The organism is Pseudomonas sp. BN515 (assembly GCF_029873155.1).
Lineage (GTDB): Bacteria > Pseudomonadota > Gammaproteobacteria > Pseudomonadales > Pseudomonadaceae > Metapseudomonas.
This window is the reverse complement of the sequence record NZ_SSOH01000048.1, coordinates 1-16,385: the sequence shown is the minus strand read 5'-3', so window position 1 is coordinate 16,385 and position 16,385 is coordinate 1. Positions and strand designations below refer to the sequence as shown.

The 16,385-nt window shown below is 62.6% G+C and carries 15 protein-coding genes and 2 pseudogenes; 6 read left to right on the top strand and 11 right to left on the bottom strand.

The features are described 5' to 3' along the window. Positions 1–34: 34 nt before the first annotated feature. On the top strand, positions 35–1,615 hold the full coding sequence (locus E8E91_RS12360; protein WP_280375975.1) for a choline dehydrogenase: 1,581 nt from the start codon (positions 35–37) through the stop codon (positions 1,613–1,615). Positions 1,616–1,781: 166 nt separating this feature from the next. Beyond that, on the top strand, positions 1,782–2,123 hold the full coding sequence (locus E8E91_RS12355; protein ID WP_280375974.1) for a transcription initiation protein: 342 nt from the start codon (positions 1,782–1,784) through the stop codon (positions 2,121–2,123). A gap of 213 nt (positions 2,124–2,336) precedes the next feature. On the opposite strand, the gene E8E91_RS12350 is transcribed toward E8E91_RS12355, so the two are convergent. The 9 genes from E8E91_RS12350 to E8E91_RS12310 form a co-directional block, all read right to left on the bottom strand. After that, positions 2,337–3,071, bottom strand: a complete 735-nt coding sequence (locus E8E91_RS12350; RefSeq protein WP_280375973.1) for a lipoate--protein ligase family protein — start codon at positions 3,069–3,071, stop codon at positions 2,337–2,339. After that, on the bottom strand, positions 3,068–3,763 hold the full coding sequence (locus E8E91_RS12345) for a 2-oxo acid dehydrogenase subunit E2 (protein ID WP_280375989.1): 696 nt from the start codon (positions 3,761–3,763) through the stop codon (positions 3,068–3,070). Before E8E91_RS12345 ends, E8E91_RS12350 begins: the two co-directional genes overlap by 4 nt. Before the next feature lie 12 nt (positions 3,764–3,775). Beyond that, positions 3,776–4,009 carry a lipoyl domain-containing protein gene (locus E8E91_RS12340; protein ID WP_044872454.1) on the bottom strand — a complete coding sequence of 78 codons (234 nt, stop codon included), beginning with the start codon at positions 4,007–4,009 and terminating at the stop codon, positions 3,776–3,778. A 4-nt stretch (positions 4,010–4,013) separates the two neighbouring features. Beyond that, positions 4,014–5,039 carry an alpha-ketoacid dehydrogenase subunit beta gene (locus tag E8E91_RS12335; protein WP_280375972.1) on the bottom strand — a complete coding sequence of 342 codons (1,026 nt, stop codon included), beginning with the start codon at positions 5,037–5,039 and terminating at the stop codon, positions 4,014–4,016. Positions 5,040–5,063: 24 nt separating this feature from the next. Next, entirely contained in the window at positions 5,064–6,143 is a 1,080-nt protein-coding gene (locus E8E91_RS12330; RefSeq protein ID WP_280362988.1) for a 2,3-butanediol dehydrogenase, read from the bottom strand. Between the two features lie 56 nt (positions 6,144–6,199). Then, positions 6,200–7,189: a thiamine pyrophosphate-dependent dehydrogenase E1 component subunit alpha gene (locus E8E91_RS12325; protein WP_280375971.1), complete on the bottom strand. Its 990-nt coding sequence runs from the start codon at positions 7,187–7,189 to the stop codon at positions 6,200–6,202. Between the two features lie 12 nt (positions 7,190–7,201). After that, entirely contained in the window at positions 7,202–8,782 is a 1,581-nt protein-coding gene (locus E8E91_RS12320; RefSeq protein WP_280375970.1) for a GMC family oxidoreductase, read from the bottom strand. Between the two features lie 51 nt (positions 8,783–8,833). Continuing rightward, positions 8,834–9,352, bottom strand: a complete 519-nt coding sequence (locus E8E91_RS12315) for a transcriptional initiation protein Tat (protein ID WP_280375969.1) — start codon at positions 9,350–9,352, stop codon at positions 8,834–8,836. A gap of 351 nt (positions 9,353–9,703) precedes the next feature. Then, complete coding sequence (locus E8E91_RS12310) at positions 9,704–10,627, bottom strand: transporter (protein ID WP_280375968.1); 924 nt, start codon at positions 10,625–10,627, stop codon at positions 9,704–9,706. Positions 10,628–10,957: 330 nt separating this feature from the next. Between E8E91_RS12310 and E8E91_RS12305 the strand changes: the two genes are divergently transcribed. Beyond that, positions 10,958–12,907, top strand: coding sequence for a sigma-54-dependent Fis family transcriptional regulator (locus tag E8E91_RS12305; RefSeq protein ID WP_280375967.1), 1,950 nt, complete (start codon positions 10,958–10,960; stop codon positions 12,905–12,907). Positions 12,908–12,956: 49 nt separating this feature from the next. Here E8E91_RS12305 and E8E91_RS12300 read toward each other — a convergent pair whose 3' ends face one another. Continuing rightward, positions 12,957–13,508: a VOC family protein gene (locus E8E91_RS12300; RefSeq protein ID WP_280375966.1), complete on the bottom strand. Its 552-nt coding sequence runs from the start codon at positions 13,506–13,508 to the stop codon at positions 12,957–12,959. Between the two features lie 253 nt (positions 13,509–13,761). On the opposite strand from E8E91_RS12300, the pseudogene E8E91_RS12295 reads away from it, so the two are divergent. After that, positions 13,762–13,962: pseudogene (locus tag E8E91_RS12295) on the top strand (lipoyl synthase); the annotation flags it as partial. Between the two features lie 20 nt (positions 13,963–13,982). Then, positions 13,983–14,144 (top strand): annotated as a pseudogene (gene tatA, locus E8E91_RS12290) (twin-arginine translocase TatA/TatE family subunit); the annotation flags it as partial. Positions 14,145–14,207: 63 nt separating this feature from the next. Here the strand turns inward: tatA and E8E91_RS12285 are convergent. Then, positions 14,208–15,146: a LysR family transcriptional regulator gene (locus tag E8E91_RS12285; protein ID WP_280375965.1), complete on the bottom strand. Its 939-nt coding sequence runs from the start codon at positions 15,144–15,146 to the stop codon at positions 14,208–14,210. 89 nt (positions 15,147–15,235) lie between these two features. On the opposite strand from E8E91_RS12285, the gene E8E91_RS12280 reads away from it, so the two are divergent. Continuing rightward, positions 15,236–16,156, top strand: a complete 921-nt coding sequence (locus tag E8E91_RS12280; RefSeq protein ID WP_280375964.1) for a carbon-nitrogen hydrolase family protein — start codon at positions 15,236–15,238, stop codon at positions 16,154–16,156. Positions 16,157–16,385 lie beyond the last annotated feature (229 nt).

Genomic DNA, 16,385 nt, shown 5'->3' with positions numbered 1-16,385 from the left:
TCCTTCCTGGCCCACCTATTCGAGACCCGCAAAGATGGAATTCGACTACATCATCGTTGGCGCCGGCTCTGCCGGCTGCGTCCTGGCCAATCGTCTGAGCGCCAATCCGGATACCCGCGTCTGCCTGCTGGAAGCCGGCCCCGAAGACAGCTCGCCACTGATCCATATTCCGGTCGGCATGGCGGCGATCCTGCCGACCCGCCACGTCAACTGGGCTTTTAAAACCGTCGCGCAACCGGGACTGGGCGGGCGTCTCGGCTACCAGCCGCGCGGCAAGGTGCTGGGTGGCAGCAGCTCGATCAACGGCATGATCTACATCCGCGGTCACCAGAGTGACTTCGACGATTGGCAGGCGCTGGGCAACGATGGCTGGTCCTTCGCCGATGTGCTGCCCTACTTCCGCAAGAGCGAGATGCACCACAGCGGCAGCAGCGAATACCACGGCGGGGACGGCGAACTGTACGTCAGCCGAGCCCATCGCCACACCGCAACCGAGGCGTTTGTCGAAGCCGCGATCAACGCCGGCCACCGCTTCAATCCCGACTTCAATGGCACGCAGCAGGAAGGTGTCGGCTACTACGACGTGACCATCCGCGACGGCCGCCGTTGGAGCACCGCCACGGCCTTCCTCAAACCGATCCGTGAACGTAGCAACCTCACCGTGCTGACCGGTGCCCACGCCGAGCGCGTCCTGCTCGAAGGCAAACAGGCCGTCGGTGTCCAGGTGCGGGTCAACGGCGTGCACCTGCAACTGAAGGCGCGCAAGGAAGTCCTGTTGGCCGCCGGCGCCTTTGGCAGTCCGCACCTGCTGATGCTCTCCGGCATCGGTCCGGAGGCGGAACTCAAGCCCCAGGGCATTGCCGTGCAGCACGAGCTGCCGGGCGTCGGCCAAAACCTGCAGGACCACCCGGACGTCGTGCTCTGCTACAAGAGCAGCGACACCTCGCTGCTGGGCGTGTCGGTCAGTGGCACGCCGAAAATGAGCAAGGCGCTGTTCGATTACCTGCGCCGCCGGCGTGGCCCGCTGTCGAGCAACTGCGCCGAAGGTGGCGGCTTCCTCAAGACCGATGCGAACCTGGCGCGCCCGGATATCCAGTTGCACTCGGTGATAGGCTCGGTGGACGACCACAACCGCAAGTTCCACTGGGGGCATGGATTCAGTTGCCACGTCTGCGTGCTGCGGCCCAAGAGCATCGGCAACGTGGGACTGGCCTCCGCCGACCCGAGCGCGGCACCGCGTATCGACCCGAATTTCCTCGGCCACGACGATGATGTACGGACGCTGCTCAAGGGCTATCGCATGGCCCGCGAGATCGTCAGCCAGGCCCCCATGGCGCGCTTCGGCCTCAAGGACCTCTACAGCAAGGACCTGCACAGCGACGAGCAACTGATCGAGCTGTTGCGCAAACGTACGGACTCCATCTACCACCCGGTCGGTACCTGCAAGATGGGCCAGGACGAAATGGCCGTGGTCGACAGCCGCTTGCGCGTGAAAGGCATCGATGGCCTGCGGGTGATCGATGCCTCGGTCATGCCGACGCTGGTCGGCGGCAACACCAACGCGGCCTCGATCATGATCGCCGAGCGCGGCGCCGAGTGGGTTGCTTCGGCTTGAGGCGCCGGCAAGGAGCTGCATCATGACGGGCTAGACTGATGAGTAAACGCGTTCGCTGTCCGCCTGCTAAGGGAGAGCCAATGCCGCGGCCCGCCCTCAGCAATGCCATGTAGTCAGGCCGCACACGCACGTCACCACCGTCATCAATCTCCAAGGAAAGCGCACCATGGCCAAGTACCTGATCTCCTTTCCCAGTGCGGCGATGGTCGTGCCCGAGGGCGAGTTGGAGGCGGTGGGCCGCGACGCGCACACCGTGATCGAAGAGGCGAAGGCCGCTGGCGTTTACGTATTCGCCGGCGGCATCGACGAAGACGCGCCGCCCGTGCTCGTCTCAGCCGACGGGTCAGTCACCGAGGGCGGCTACCCTTGGGCGCCCTCGCTTGACGGCGGCTTCACCGTGCTCGAACTGCCCTCGCGCGAGGAGGCCGTCGCGTGGGCCGCGCGCATTGCGAAGGCCTGCCGGTGCGAGCAAGAGCTCCGCGTCTTCGGGCTCGACCCGCGGTCCTGAGGGTGGTACTGAACGGGCGCATAAAGTGCAGCCTGACCATTGATGCACCACGCGCCCAGTCGGCTCTGGGGACCAGGGAAACTGCCCAACCGCCTGTATCCGCTGCCTGCGCCGTTTATACCTGGCCGGGGCCCATAGCAGGCGCTTCCTTGCGCCCACTACGACAGGAACGTTCTTTGAGGATCGTGCTTTGCTTGGAAACCAGGCGACGGATCAACAGAAAGCTATCTGATTGCCAGCCCCCCTGTTGGGTGACCAAGCCTCCCAAGGAGTTTCAAACCAGCCAGCGAGGCTTTTCGCTTCCTGCCACACCGGAGCCAACCACTCATCCAGAGACACGTGACTGGCGGCTCGACATCGTTGCTCCAGACCGCAGCTCTGGTAGAAGCGATTGACCACATCGACCATGGCCTCTCGCTGGTCCTCGAACAGGATTGCGCCATGAACCAGCACCACCAGGCGATTATCTGCTGCACGCCGCCGCCAACGTTGCGCGGTTCCCACCAGCTTGCGGCGCCCCAGGGTCACGTTGAACCGACCGTCACAGAACGCGCCGGGAACCTCCCCGAGACCAGGTAGCAGCCCCATGCCGCTCAACCACTGGCAGATGGGTTCACACAGTCGCAGATAGGCAGCCTCTATCCGCGACTGTTCGTCTTCCTCCAGCGGCACGACGTAGGCCAAGGCCACATTGAGCACCGCCGGCGACTGCGGTACCGGTTCGCCACCGGTGTCTCGCAATGCGATGGGCCAGCCCAGCGCGGCACAGCTGATGTCCGCCGCCATGAACCCCGGAAGCCGGCTAAGCCTGCGGGGCATGACCAAAGCGGAATCAGAGGGCCGCCATAACAACACGCCCCACTCTTCCTCGCCGGCGTGCACACGGTCGAACAGCTGCCGCTCAGCTTCCAGGCCAGCCTCGACACTGACACGCCAGATCTGGCTCATGACAGCTCGCCTCCTTCGATTCGCTGGCACAGGTCATCGATGAAGTCCGCGGCAGGTGCGCCGTTGACAGCCCGGTGATCGAAGGTCAGCGAAAGACCCATGAAATCGCGCTCCACCAAAGAACCATCGGTGTCCCGTTGCAGTCGACGCTGGACGCCTCCTAGTCCGATGATGGCCACCTGGGGAACATTGAGAATGGGGGTGAAAAAACGCACCCGCGACAGCCCCAGGTTGGTCACGGTCACCGTGGCACCCGTTAGCTCCTTCACCGAGAGTTTGCCGGACAGTGCCTTGTCCACCAGGGCCCGGCGTGCCAGCGCCAGGCCCTCCGCATCCAGCTGATCGGCATCGAACAGCGCAGGCGCCACCAGGAGATCGTCCGGCAGCGGGATCGCCAACCCCAAATGCACCGAACCGTGCCGCGTGATCTGATTATCCGTCAGGGTCGCATTGAGTCCCGGGTGGTCCTTCAGGGTTCGTACGATCTCGAACAGCAGCAGGTCCTGGAGCGACACCACGCTACCCGCAGCCTTCAGCTCCGCTCTTTTAGCCTGAAGGGCAGTCAGTTCGCACTCGGCATGGTGAGTGAGTTGTGCTGCAGTCTGCAGGCTCTCGCTCATCTTCGCAGCGATCATTTTGCGCATGCCTTTCAAGGGCACGGTGCTACCGGTACCGGCAGCTGGAGTCTGCATTTGCCCCATGGCTCACTCCACCAATCCGATGGTCGCGCCCTTGCCGACCACCGCGTCTTCTTCTTCAAGGATCTTCAGCAAGCCGGAAGCCGGAGCCTCGATCTCGAATTGCGCCTTCTCGGACATGATCTCGGCCACCAGGTCGCCCTGGCCAACTTCGGCGCCATCACTGACCAGCCAGGAGGTGATCACGGCTTCGGCATCGCCTTCCCAGAGGTCGGTTGGAATCAGGATTGGGTTAGACATGGTGTCATTCCTCGTTCTTCAGGTTTTGGTAGGCCGCGACGATCTTGGCGGCGGAAGGCAGTGCCCACTGCTCCATGGGCGGAGTGAAGGGAATCGGGATATCGGGGAAGGCGACCCGCTGCGGCCGCGCCTTGAGCATGCCGATATCGTGCTCGACGACGCTGGCGATGATTTCGCCGCTGACACCGAAGCTGTGGTAGTCCTCGTCGACCACAATCAGCCGCCCGGTCTTGCGTACCGACTCGATGACGTGCTCGCGGTCCAGCGGCACGAGGCTGCGCAGGTCCACCACTTCAGCGCTGACGCCCTGCTGCTCCAGTTGCTGGGCGGCGCGCAGTGCGTGGTGCACACCGGCGCCGAGGCTGACGATGCTGACGTCGCGGCCCTCACGCACGGTCTTCGCCTTGCCGATCTCCACCGTATAGGGGTCTTCCGGCACCGCCACCGTGGCGCCCTTCTCTGTACCCAGCCAGCCCATGCCCTGCAGGGCCTTGTGGAACAGGTAGATCACCGGGTTGTCATCGCGGATGGCGGCGGTCATCAGACCCTTGGCGTCATAGGCGTTGCTCGGCACCACCACCTTCATCCCCGGTAGGTGCGCGAAGGTGCCGTAGAGGCACTGGGAGTGCTGGCCGGCGTCCGAATAGCCGGCGCCGGTGGAAGCCATCAGCACCATGGGCACGCTGACCTTGCCGCCGGAGAAGTAGGTGTTCTTCGCCATCAGGTTGTAGATGGCGTCCATGCACACGCCGAAGAAGTCGACGAACATCAGCTCGACGATTGGCCGCATTCCGTCGGAAGCCGCGCCCACGGCGGCGCCGATAAAGGCGGTTTCCGAAATCGGCGTGTCGCGGATGCGCGCGCTCCCGAACTCTTCGTGCAGGCCACGGGTATTGCCGAACACCCCGCCGAGCTGGCCGATATCCTCACCCATTACGAATACGCGCGGGTCGAGGCGCATTTCCTGGGCCACCGCCTCGGCCATGGCACGGGCGATGGTGAGTTTGCGTTCTTTGATCGCTGCGGACATTTCTCGATTCCTCCGTCTATGGGATCAGTGACGGGCAGCGGCAGGCGCGCTCGGCCTGACGATGATCTTCACGTTCTGGTCCTTGTTGTTCACCAGTTCCTCGAAGCCCTGTTCGAGGATGTGTTCAAGTTCGATCCGCCCGGTGATCAGCGGCGTGACGTCCAGGCGACCGTCGGCAATCAGCGCGATCACATCGGCGAACTCCCCGTTGTAGGCCAGCGCGCCTATGACCTGTTTCTCGGTGGCGACTATCTCGAAGAAGTTGAATTCGCTGGGTTCCTCGAAGATGCCCACCATCACGCAACGGCCACCCTTGCGGATGACATCGATGGCCAGCTTGGCGGTGGCCTTGTGGCCAATGCACTCGAAGGACACGGCAGCGCCATAGCCCTCGGTGAGCTCGCGTACGGCGGCGATGGCGTCGCACTGGCTGGGGTCGATGACTTCAGTGGCCCCCACTTCGAGGGCCTTGGCCTTGCGCGCCGTGGACATTTCCAGGGCGATGATTCGCGCCGCGCCGGCGGCGCGGGCGCACATGATGGTGCACAGTCCGATGGTACCGGCGCCGACCACCACCACCGTCTGGCCGAGCAGGCTGCCCGCCTTCTTCACTGCGTGCATGCCCACCGCCAGGGGCTCAATCAACGCACCGGCTTCGGTGGGGAAACCTTCCGGCAAGCGGTACAGCAGGTTGGCGGGAACGTTGACACGTTCGGCAAAGGCGCCGTTGTTCATCAGCCCGGTGAAGGCAAGGTTCTCGCACAGGTTGTACTGGCCCTGCTGGCAGAACCAGCATTGGCCGCAGTGCTGGCAGGCGTCGGCGGCGACGCGCTCGCCCACGGCGAAATGCGAGACACCCTCACCCAAGGCGACGATCTCGCCGCAGAACTCGTGACCGAGAATGCACTGGCCCTTCAGGCCGGTGAGCGGATGGGCTGTGTCGGTGGGAATGAATACCGGACCGGCCAGGTATTCATGGAGGTCCGAGCCGCAGATACCGCACCACTCGACGCGGATCTGCACCCAGCCGGCCTGCGGTTGCGGCGGGAGGGCGACATCCTGCAGTCGGATGTCGCGGCGGCCGTGCCAGACGGCCGCCTTCATGGTTGGTTGTCGGTACATATCGGTCTCCGTTTTGTCGTTGTTATGCCGAGTTCCGTTCACACGAACACCATTTCCAACGCTTCTTCCGGTGCCGGATAAGCGCTGTCGCGGGCGAACCGCACGGCGGCATCGACACGGCTGCGGGCACGCTCGTCGATGTCGGCTGCGGCGATTTCGTCCAGCACACCCAGCTCCAGCAGACGCTGGCGGTAGGTGGGGATCGGGTCCTTGGCCAACAGGGCCTCCTTCTCGCCGGCCGGGCGGTAGGTTTCGCCGTCACCCATGAAGTGGCCGGCCAGGCGGTGGGTCTCGATCTCGATCAGGGTCGGCCCTTCCCCAGCGCGGGCACGGGCGATGGCCTCACCGGCGGCAGCGAATATGGCGTCCGCGTCGTTGCCGGGGACGAACACGCCGGGCATGCCGTAGGCGGCGGCACGCAAGTAATTGCGCTCGATGGCGGTGGAAGCGGCCTTGGCCACCGAGATGCCCCAAGCGTTGTCCTCGATGACGAACACCACCGGCAGCTTCCACAGTGCTGCCAGGTTCAGCGTTTCGTGGAAGGCGCCCTGGTTCGCAGCGCCTTCGCCCAGATAGGCCACGGCGACGCCGGACTTGCCCTGCAGCTGGCGCGACAGTGCGGCCCCCACGGCTGGGCCCATGCCTTGGGCAATGATGCCGGAGCAGGAGAAATTCACCCTGGCGTCGAACAGGTGCATGTGGCCGCCCCGGCCACCGGACAGTCCGGTCTTCTTGCCGAAGATTTCGGCGACCATCTCGTCCAGGTCGACGCCCTTGGCCACGGCTATGTGGTGCGGACGATGGGTGGCGGTGACGATGTCTTCGGCCGTCAGATGGGCGCAGACACCCACGGCGCAAGGTTCCTGGCCGTTGGACAAGTGCATTTCGCCGGGGACGGGTCCGTTGGCCATGTTGAAGACCGGCGTCTTGCCTTCCATGTAGATGCGTTCGATGGACTCTTCCAGGTAGCGGCTGACGAGCATCTGCTCGAGCATCCAGCGGCGCTGGTCGTCACTGGGTGTGGTCATGGAGTCGGCTCCTCAGAGGGCGCGCTGATTGAGCAGCGAGCCGATGTGCTCGGCCTGGCGCAGGGCCAGGGCGACAATGGTCAACGTCGGGTTCTGCCCGCCGCTGGTGGTGAACTGGCTGCCGTCGGAGACGAACAGGTTGGGGATGTCGTGGCTCTGGCCCCACTTGTTCACCACGCCGTCGGCGGCCTTGGCGCTCATGCGGTTGGTGCCCATGTTGTGGCTGGCCGGGTAGGACGGCAGGCGGATGACTTCCGTGGCGCCGACCGCCTCGTAGCACTTGCGGGTCTGCTCCACGCCGTGGTCGCGCATGGCGTTGTCGAAGGGATGGTCGTCCTTGTGCACCACCGGAATCGGCAGGCCGTACTGATCCTTCTCGGTGCCGTGGAGGGTGATGCGGTTGCTCTCCATGGGCAGGTCCTCGCCGCACAGCCAGACGCCGGACATGTGGTCGTAGCGCTCCATCTTCGCTGTGAAGGCACGGCCCCAGCCCTGCGGGGTCGGGTCGAGGAAGGCGGACATGAACGGCAGGCCGAGAGAGAGGATTTCCAGCCGGTAACCGCCTACGAAGCCGCGCGAGGTGTTGTTGTAGGACTCGTCCGAAATGATCCCGGCGCAGGTGGTCCCCCGGTACATGTGAACCGGTTTGGGAAGAACCGCATAGATCCCAGCGGTGGTGTGGCACATGTAGTTGCGCCCCACCTGGCCAGAGGAGTTGGCCAGGCCATCCTTGAACATCGAGGATTCCGAGTTGAGCAGCAGGCGCGGCGACTCGATGGAGTTGCCGGCGACGCACACCACTCTGGCCTTCTGCCGTTGTTGGCGGCCCTGTGCGTCGGCGTAGACCACTCCGGTGACCCGGCCGCGGGCGTCGTGCTCGATACGCAGCGCCATGCTCTGCGGGCGCACCTCGCAGTTGCCGGTGGCCTCAGCGCGGGGGATGTCGGTGTAGAGCGTCGACCACTTGGCGCCGATGCGGCAGCCCTGCATGCAGAAGCCGATCTGCATGCAACCCGGCCGGCTGTCGTACGGCTGGGTGTTGATCGCCATCGGTCCGGACTGGATTTCCTTGTAGCCGATGCGCTGGGCCCCGGCGGCCAGCACCTTGAAGGAGTTGTGCCACTGGTGGTACGGCATCCCGGTGCTCGGACCAGTCACCCCCATGTGCTTCTCGGCCTTGACGTACCAGGGCTCCAGCTCCTCATAGCTGATCGGCCAGTCCAGCATATTGGCGCCCTTGATTTCGCCATTCTCGGTGCGCATGCGGAATTCGAAATCGCGAAAGCGCAGGGCGACACCGGCCCAGTGCACCGAACTGCCGCCGACCGCCTTGACGATCCAGGCCGGCAGATTCGGATGGTTGCGCGCCACGTCCCAACCGCCGGTGGCGATACGTTTGTCGAGCCAGGAAATCTTGTTGAACATGGCCCACTCATCGTTCTCGATGTCGGACATCTCGTAACGCTTGCCAGCTTCCAGCACCACGGTACGGATACCTTGCCGGGCCAGGGCGTGGGCCAGCGTGCCACCGCCGGCGCCCGAACCGATGATGACGACGACGTCGCTGTCGTCCTGGGAGAATTTCGCTGCCATGGGGTTAACCCTCATTGTTGGAATGGATGGAGCCGCGAAGGGAGTGGCCGCTCAGAGCCAGTCGAGGTCGTTGAAGCCACGCGCGATGTAACCGCCCTTCTCCACCGACGAGCCCTCGTAGCCGAACAGAGGGAACAGGGTCTTGTTGTCGTAGAGGCCGAACATCAGCGCGCTGCGGGTTTCACGGAAGAAGGGGGTGGTTTCGATCTCGCGCAACAGCGCAACGCGGTCGTCTTCGCTGGCGATGTCCTCGAAGGCCCGGTCATGCACGGCTCGGGCGCGGGCCTGCAATGCGTTGATGCCTTCACGAACCAGGTCCGGCTTCTTGCCAACCAGCTCGAACAGCGACTTGGCGTAAGGCGCATCGCCGAGGCGGTCGTGGGGATAGATGTCGCGGCCCATGCGCAGCAGCCCGGCGGGCAGCTGAGGCAGCACGTCGTCGGCGAGGACTTTGACCGGGATGAGCTGGCCGGCGACGGCGGTAGCGCCGATGATCAGCGCGGACTGACCCGATAGGCTGAGGAAGCGTCGGCGGCTCAGGGGACCGCTCAGGGAGGAAGAGTCATGCATGGCAGAGCTCCAGGCTATTGCCGGCACGCCTGCAAGGTGGGAACAGGTGTGGCGACGTTGTTGTTATTCGTCCGGGTGCCTTTTCGGCCCCTCGATAGCCATGGAGCAGCTTGTGTGCCAATGCAGGGACTTATCCCTAACCATTTGTTTTTATGAGTATTTATCCAAAAAGCCAGACGTCTTGGAGGCAGGATCTGTAAAGCGAAGGCTTTACACCTGTAAGCATCCTTCCAAACGGTTTACAGCCGCATGGAAGTCAATTTGGTGTGATGGACTCTTCCCCTGACCTGCCGAGAAGAACCCGTAAAAAAGGGGCCCGTGGGCCCCAAGAGAACGGACCGTCCAGACCGTTCAGAACACCTGCATCAGGCGTATGTTCAGCCTGTGCTCTTCGCGAAAGCCGTTCTCCACCGCGAAGTCCCGCCCATAGGTGGCCGCGACCTGAGTCTTCGGCAGGAAAAACCAGGAGAAGCCAAGGTTCCACTTGCCGGTCTCCTGGCGATCATCCAGTTGGAGGTCATCGACGCGGCTAGCGCCGCCATCGAGCCACGACAGGCCGGCGCGCACGTCCGCCTGCGGGGTCAACTGGTAGCGCAGGAAGCCCTGGTACTGGTAGCTGGGTTTCTGCCGCTGGGTCCAGCGGCCGCTGCCGTAATGGTTGTTGCGCCCGTAAAACATGACATCGGCGGCCAGGTCCAGAGAGAGGTTTTCGGTCAGCCCGGTAACGTAGGCGGCCTGCAGGTTCAGCTTCCAGCGGTTCTCGCCCAGGTTGAGATCGTCATCGGCGTCGTACTCGCCCAAGGGCAGGAACAGATAGGGAGTGATGCCCAGGTAGCGGCGACGCTCCGGTTCATTGATCAGCCAGAGAGGCATGGCCAGGATGGGATCGGCCAGGCCACTGGCGTCGCCCAAACCCTGGCGTCCGTCCAGACGACCGAATGGCAGCAGCACTTGAGGTGCCACGCGAAAGCCCCCGATGTCGGAATAGTGGACCAGGCGCAATATCCCGATCTCCGAGTCCAGCCCCGGCGCGTCGGGCAGGCTGTGCCCAGCTCGGTACAGCCGATCACGCTCGGCCCCTTGCAGGTAGAGCAGGCCCAAGGTGGTTCCGGCAGGTGCAGCCACATAGTCACCGGCATCGAGATCCAACGCCCTGGCCGGCCACGTTGCGGAGAGTCCGCTGGCAAGCAGCACGAGGCCCCACGCAGCGGCCCAGGTTCGGTTGTCGAGTGACGAGGGACCAGTCAGGCTGGTCCGTTGCAGGTAAGGCAGCATCGAGCATCCTCGTTTCTTGTTGTAGTACCCCGGTGGGGGCCGGGGTAGCGCGGCGCAGAATGCGTGCCAAACCGTTGAATGATCCTTCAAGGCCCTGAATCAAAAGGATTTCTCAGCCACGAGAAGAAAGCCCGATGCTCTCCTTCGAGTGTTCGGGGTATTACAGGTGTAAGAAAGAGGCGTCTGACCTCGACTAACAGGCAGGTGACGTCGGATGGCTAAACTCGTAAGGTGATTGCACCGGTGCCAGGCAGCTCCCTGTGCAACCGGTCAACAAGAACAAGATCGTCACGGATCTCGGGCGCCTCACCCTCGAGTCCGGGAGGCCGCATGAGCATCATTTCGACCCCCAGCCTGCATATCGACACCGTGCTGTCCTACGCCAGTGACGGTGCTGGGCACGAATCCATCATCACCCGCTCCTGGAAACGCTGTATCCAGGATTACGGCCTGGATCCGGCAAAGCCAGCGCCTCCGCGTTTCGTCCCGCGTCAGGTATTGCGAGAACACCAGGACCATGCAGACGAGCTGATCAATGTGGCGCGTGCCGGTGTCGAGCAGTTGTACAGGCACATCGCCGAACTTGGCTACGTCATACTCCTCACCGACAACCGGGGCATCACCGTACAGTTTCTCGGTGATCCGCTGGATGAAGCGGCACATCGCAAAACCGGCCTTTATCTGGGTGCCGACTGGAGTGAGGATCATGCCGGGACCTGCGCGGTGGGAACCTGCATCAAGGAACAGCAGCCGCTGACCTGCCACCATCATGACCATTTCAGCGCTCACCACGTCGCACTGACCTGTACTGCCGTCCCCATCTTCAATCCCCAGGGGCAGCTGTTGGCGGTGCTTGATATCTCGGCATTGAAATCGCCGCCGTCCAAGGACTCGCAGCTATTTGCCCTGCAGCTGGTCAAGCAGTACGCGCGGATGATCGAAGATGCCTACTTCCTGCGCCGCTACCGTGAAGCGCACATCCTCTGCTTCGACCGATCCCGCGAGTTCGTCCTGATCAATCGCCAGTACCTGCTGGCGCTTGCCGGGGACGGCAGTCTTCTGGCAGCCAACACCGCGGCCCGGGGGTTGCTCGGCGATTGTGGCCTGCAGTTGGCGGAGCGACCGTCGGCTCTGGCAAGAAGGATTGGCATCCAGGATCTGTTCGACTGCGTGCCTGAAGATATCTTCAGCATTCCTCACGCCAGTCCCGACCAAGTACGAGCCTTCCGCACTCACCGACAGAACGCCCTGTTCTTTGCCGCATTGATGGAACCCAGCCGTGCGCCTGCTGCCCCTCAGGCCCAGCGCACCAATCAGGAAAGCTGCCCACTGGACGAGTTGGCCGACGACGACCCTGTCATGCGCAAAATGCTGGCACGTGCCAAGCGACTGTGCAGCGAGCCGCTGAACGTACTGCTCAATGGCGAAACCGGTACAGGCAAAGAGCGCCTTGCCCGCGCCCTGCACGACAGCAGCAACAGGCGCAAAGCCCCCTTCGTTGCCATCAACTGCGCTGCGATGCCCGAATCATTGATCGAGAGCGAACTCTTCGGTTACCAGCCCGGCACCTTCACTGGGGCACGCAGCAAGGGTATGCGAGGACTGATCCAGCAAGCCGATGGCGGCACGCTCTTCCTGGATGAAATCGGTGACATGCCACTGCACCTGCAGACACGGCTGCTGCGCGTGCTTGCCGAGCAGGAAGTGATGCCGCTGGGCGGCGAGAAGCCGATCAAGGTCGATATCCGTGTCATCGCGGCGAGTCACCGCGACCTGCGGCAAATGATCGAACAAAGCGAGTTCCGCGAAGACCTCTACTACCGCCTCAATGGCGCAATCCTGCGCCTGCCTGCACTGCGCGAACGGGCCGACAAGAATTACCTGATAGAACGCATATTCAGAGAGCTCTGTGATCAACGCCAACGTCCCGCTCGAATCCGGGGCGACGCCATGAGTGCTCTCCTCGGCTACGCCTGGCCAGGCAATATTCGCGAGTTACGCAATGCGCTGCAATTTGCCCTGGCCACTGCCGAGACGGATGAAATCACGGTCAACGACCTGCCCGAAGAATGCCTGCCGAGCGTCAATCCAAGACCAGCCACGAGTTCTCTTCCGGACCAAGAGCAGCAGACCTCCCATGGGCGTGCAATCGAAGATTGCTTGCGCCGACAACGCTGGAATGTCAGCGCTGCGGCGCGTGAGTTGGGTATGTCGCGCCCGACCCTGTATCGCTGGATGAAACTTCATCGCATCGTTCCGCCTAACGCCCTGGACAGCTGAACGATGACCTCAAGTGCCCTGGCCGACCGGCCAGGGCACTTGCGCCGAATCAGTGCTCAGGCGTGCGCGGATCCCACAAAAGACGTGTCAATCCTCTCTCATAACCCATCCCATCGGGGAAGCTGACCAGTTCCAGCTGCAGGCCCCAGGGCGCCAGAAAGTACACCCATGTCAGTCCTTTGGCTGGGCCTTCGGTAAAGGTCGATGGAGTATCCAGTACCTGTACGCCACGAGACTTGAGGTAGTCGACCGCAGCCGCCATATCGTCGACATAGAACGCCAGATGGTGACCACCGACATCACTGTTACGGGGCAACCGGCGATTCTGGTCTGGCGCCGAATATTCGAAAATCTCCAGGTTGGTGCCATTGCCGCAGCGAACCATCTGGAAGTCGCGAATGGCTGCTCGCGGATGCACGTTGAGATGCCGCTCCATCCAGTCGTCTTCAAAACGGAACTCACCGAACGTGAAGTATGGCTCGCAGCCAAGCACCTCGACGAAGAAGGCAACGGCCTCTGAAAGGTTTGGCACTGTGATGCCGATATGTTGCATTCCGCGCATGCCGGGCAGAGCGCCATTCGGATTGTAATTTGGGGTCATGAGGGCCTCGATTGTTGTTGTTGGGGACTCGGTAGCTCGGCGCTACCAGACTCCCCATTGCACACTCGATACCAAAAGCTAACCCATTGATTTAGAAGACAGCTGCGCTTACCGACAGCCTTGGCGGTGTAAAGATCTTTACAACTGTAAGGTGTTACAACGATGCCGTTTCATAGCCCCCGCCCCCGCCAATCGACCTTGCACAAGCTGGCCCGGCTCTTGCGTAAGACGTAGCGACCTGTTCTGAACGATGGAGATCGACATGCTCGCCCTCGGCCAGTACCTGCAACCGTCACGCAGTCACCTGCCGGTGCAACGCTTCGTGCACCCCGACACCTTCGCGCGGTTCGCCGAACCGGGCGCCGAGATGGGCTTCTCGAACGTGGCGGCAGGTCCCCTGGTGCGTTCTTCGTACCACGCGGACCGGCAGGCTCACGGGCACAAGATCACTTGACCTGGAGAGGAGAACCGCAAATGGGCATTTTCGATTGGAAGCACTGGGCAGTCATTCTGCTGATCGCTCTGGTGCTATTTGGCGGTAAACGTCTGCGGCACCTCGGCGGTGACCTGGGTGAATCGATCAAGGGTTTTCGCCGATCGATGACAGACTCCACGGACACGAATGAAACCAAGCCGATGGTTGCTTCTCGCAGCCAGGAGGAGAGTTAGCCCGGCCCCTGGAAACCATTGCACAAAAAACTATCCATGGGTGTCGCTCATGTCTGCGCTTGGCCGAAAGCAGTCGACTATAGCCTCTCTCACCCGCTGTATTGCGAGGTCAACCTGGGGCGTCGTTCTCCATCCCAGTTCGATTGGATAACGAGGCAGTGTCAGGGGGCACGGCAGCGCGGCCAATCCTGTCACTCGGGCGATTTCGTCGGCCGCATGGCTGGGTATGGTGGCCACGGCTCCGGTACCGGGCAACAGGCAAGGCAATGCGGCAAAGTGTGTGGTCGAAACACTGACTCGGCGCGTCAGTCCAATAGCCGCCAGAGCCTCATCGACTATGCCGATGAATCCACCCGACGAAATCAGGATGTGCTCCCGGGCAACGAACTCATCGATGCCCAGGGCCATCTGCTCGGGCGCCAGGCTGCCAGCGTCCACCAGGCAGCTATAGCCTCCGTCGGCAAGAATCTCTCGGCTGAGCATCCGTGCGTTGAATCCGCCAGCGGTGAGCGCCAGGTCGATACTTCGGTCAAGCAGGGCATCCGCGACAATCTGGCTGTGCGTCTGACGAAAGATCAAGCGCAAGCCCGGCGCCCGCTTCTGGACAGCATCGATCAGCCGGCGCCCGTACGCGATTTCGAAATCATCCGACAAACCCAATGAGACGGCACGGCCGGCGAAATCGCTTGCAGTGGGAGCCAGTAAGGCAAGGCTCTGCCGGCATTTGCCAAGCGCCTCGCCAATCAGGGGCCGCAACTGGTTCGCCCGCAGCGTGGGCGCCAGACCGCGCCCGGTTCGCACAAACAGCGCATCCCCATAGACGTCGCGCAATCGCCGAAGCGCCGCGCTTACCGCCGACTGGGTGACGCCAAGGCGAAGGGCTGCCCGGCTTGCGCTGGATTCCTCATACAGCGCTTCGAACACCTTCAGCAGGTTCAGATCTACATCGGCGATATTCATGAGACTCATATCAATTAGAAGTGATTGGATATTTATTTATAGTTTCTCCGACCCTGAAAATGCGCGAAACCCCACCGCACATCGAGGAGCGTCACCCCATGTCCAAGTCCATCGTCGCTGCGCTACAAATCGGCTCGCTACCTGGCGGCAAGGCCGACACACTCGAACAGATTCTTTCCTACGAAACGGCCATTCGCGAAGCCGGCGCCAATCTGGTGGTCATGCCGGAGGCTCTGCTGGGTGGGTATCCCAAGGGCGAGCGATTTGGCACCCAACTCGGCTACAGGCTGCCGGAAGGGCGCGAGGCCTTCGCCCACTACTATGACAACGCGATCGATGTGCCCGGGACTGAAACTGATGCTCTGGCGTCGCTTTCCGAACGCACTGGCGCCGACCTGGTGGTTGGAGTAATCGAGCGCAGTGGCCACAGCCTCTACTGCTCCGTGCTGTTCTTCACTCCCCAGGCAGGATTCGTTGCCAAGCATCGCAAGCTGATGCCCACAGGCACCGAGCGGTTGATCTGGGCAAAGGGCGATGGATCGACCCTGCCCGTGGTGGAAGGTGAGTCTGGCCGACTGGGCGCGGCCATTTGCTGGGAGAACTACATGCCCCTCCTACGCACCGCGATGTACGCCAAGGGAGTCGACGTCTGGTGCGCACCCACGGTCGATGAGCGGGAAATGTGGCTAGCCACGATGCGCCACATCGCTTGCGAGGGGCGCTGCTTTGTCGTTAGTGCTTGCCAGGTGCAGGACTCACCTTCGGCGCTCGGCCTCAAGGTCGAGAACTGGCCGGAAGAGCGTCCGCTGATCAACGGCGGCAGCGTGATCGTGGGCCCTCTGGGAGATGTGCTGGCCGGCCCACTAACCGGAGAACGCGGCCTGCTGGTAGCGGAGATCGATACAGCCGACCTGGTACGTGCGCGCTATGACTTCGACGTGACCGGTCATTACGCGCGACCCGATATCTTTGAGCTGGTCGTCGATGAGCGAGCCAAGCCGGGCGTGAAGTTCATTTGAACTTGGGAAACCACGTCCTGAGGACGTGGTCATGAGTCATCGGCTCTGCCTGTGACGATTCGACTGCTTGGGCTAGCAGGATGAAGGCGATCGGGTAGGGTGCGCCGTGTGTTCAGCCGGTATACATGGGTAACGCTTGTCGGGAGACATGGGTAACGGGTTGATGGTCATGGCTTGGGTTGCCTGAGATCAATCTGGCGCACGGTCTTACGGATGAACACCACGTCGA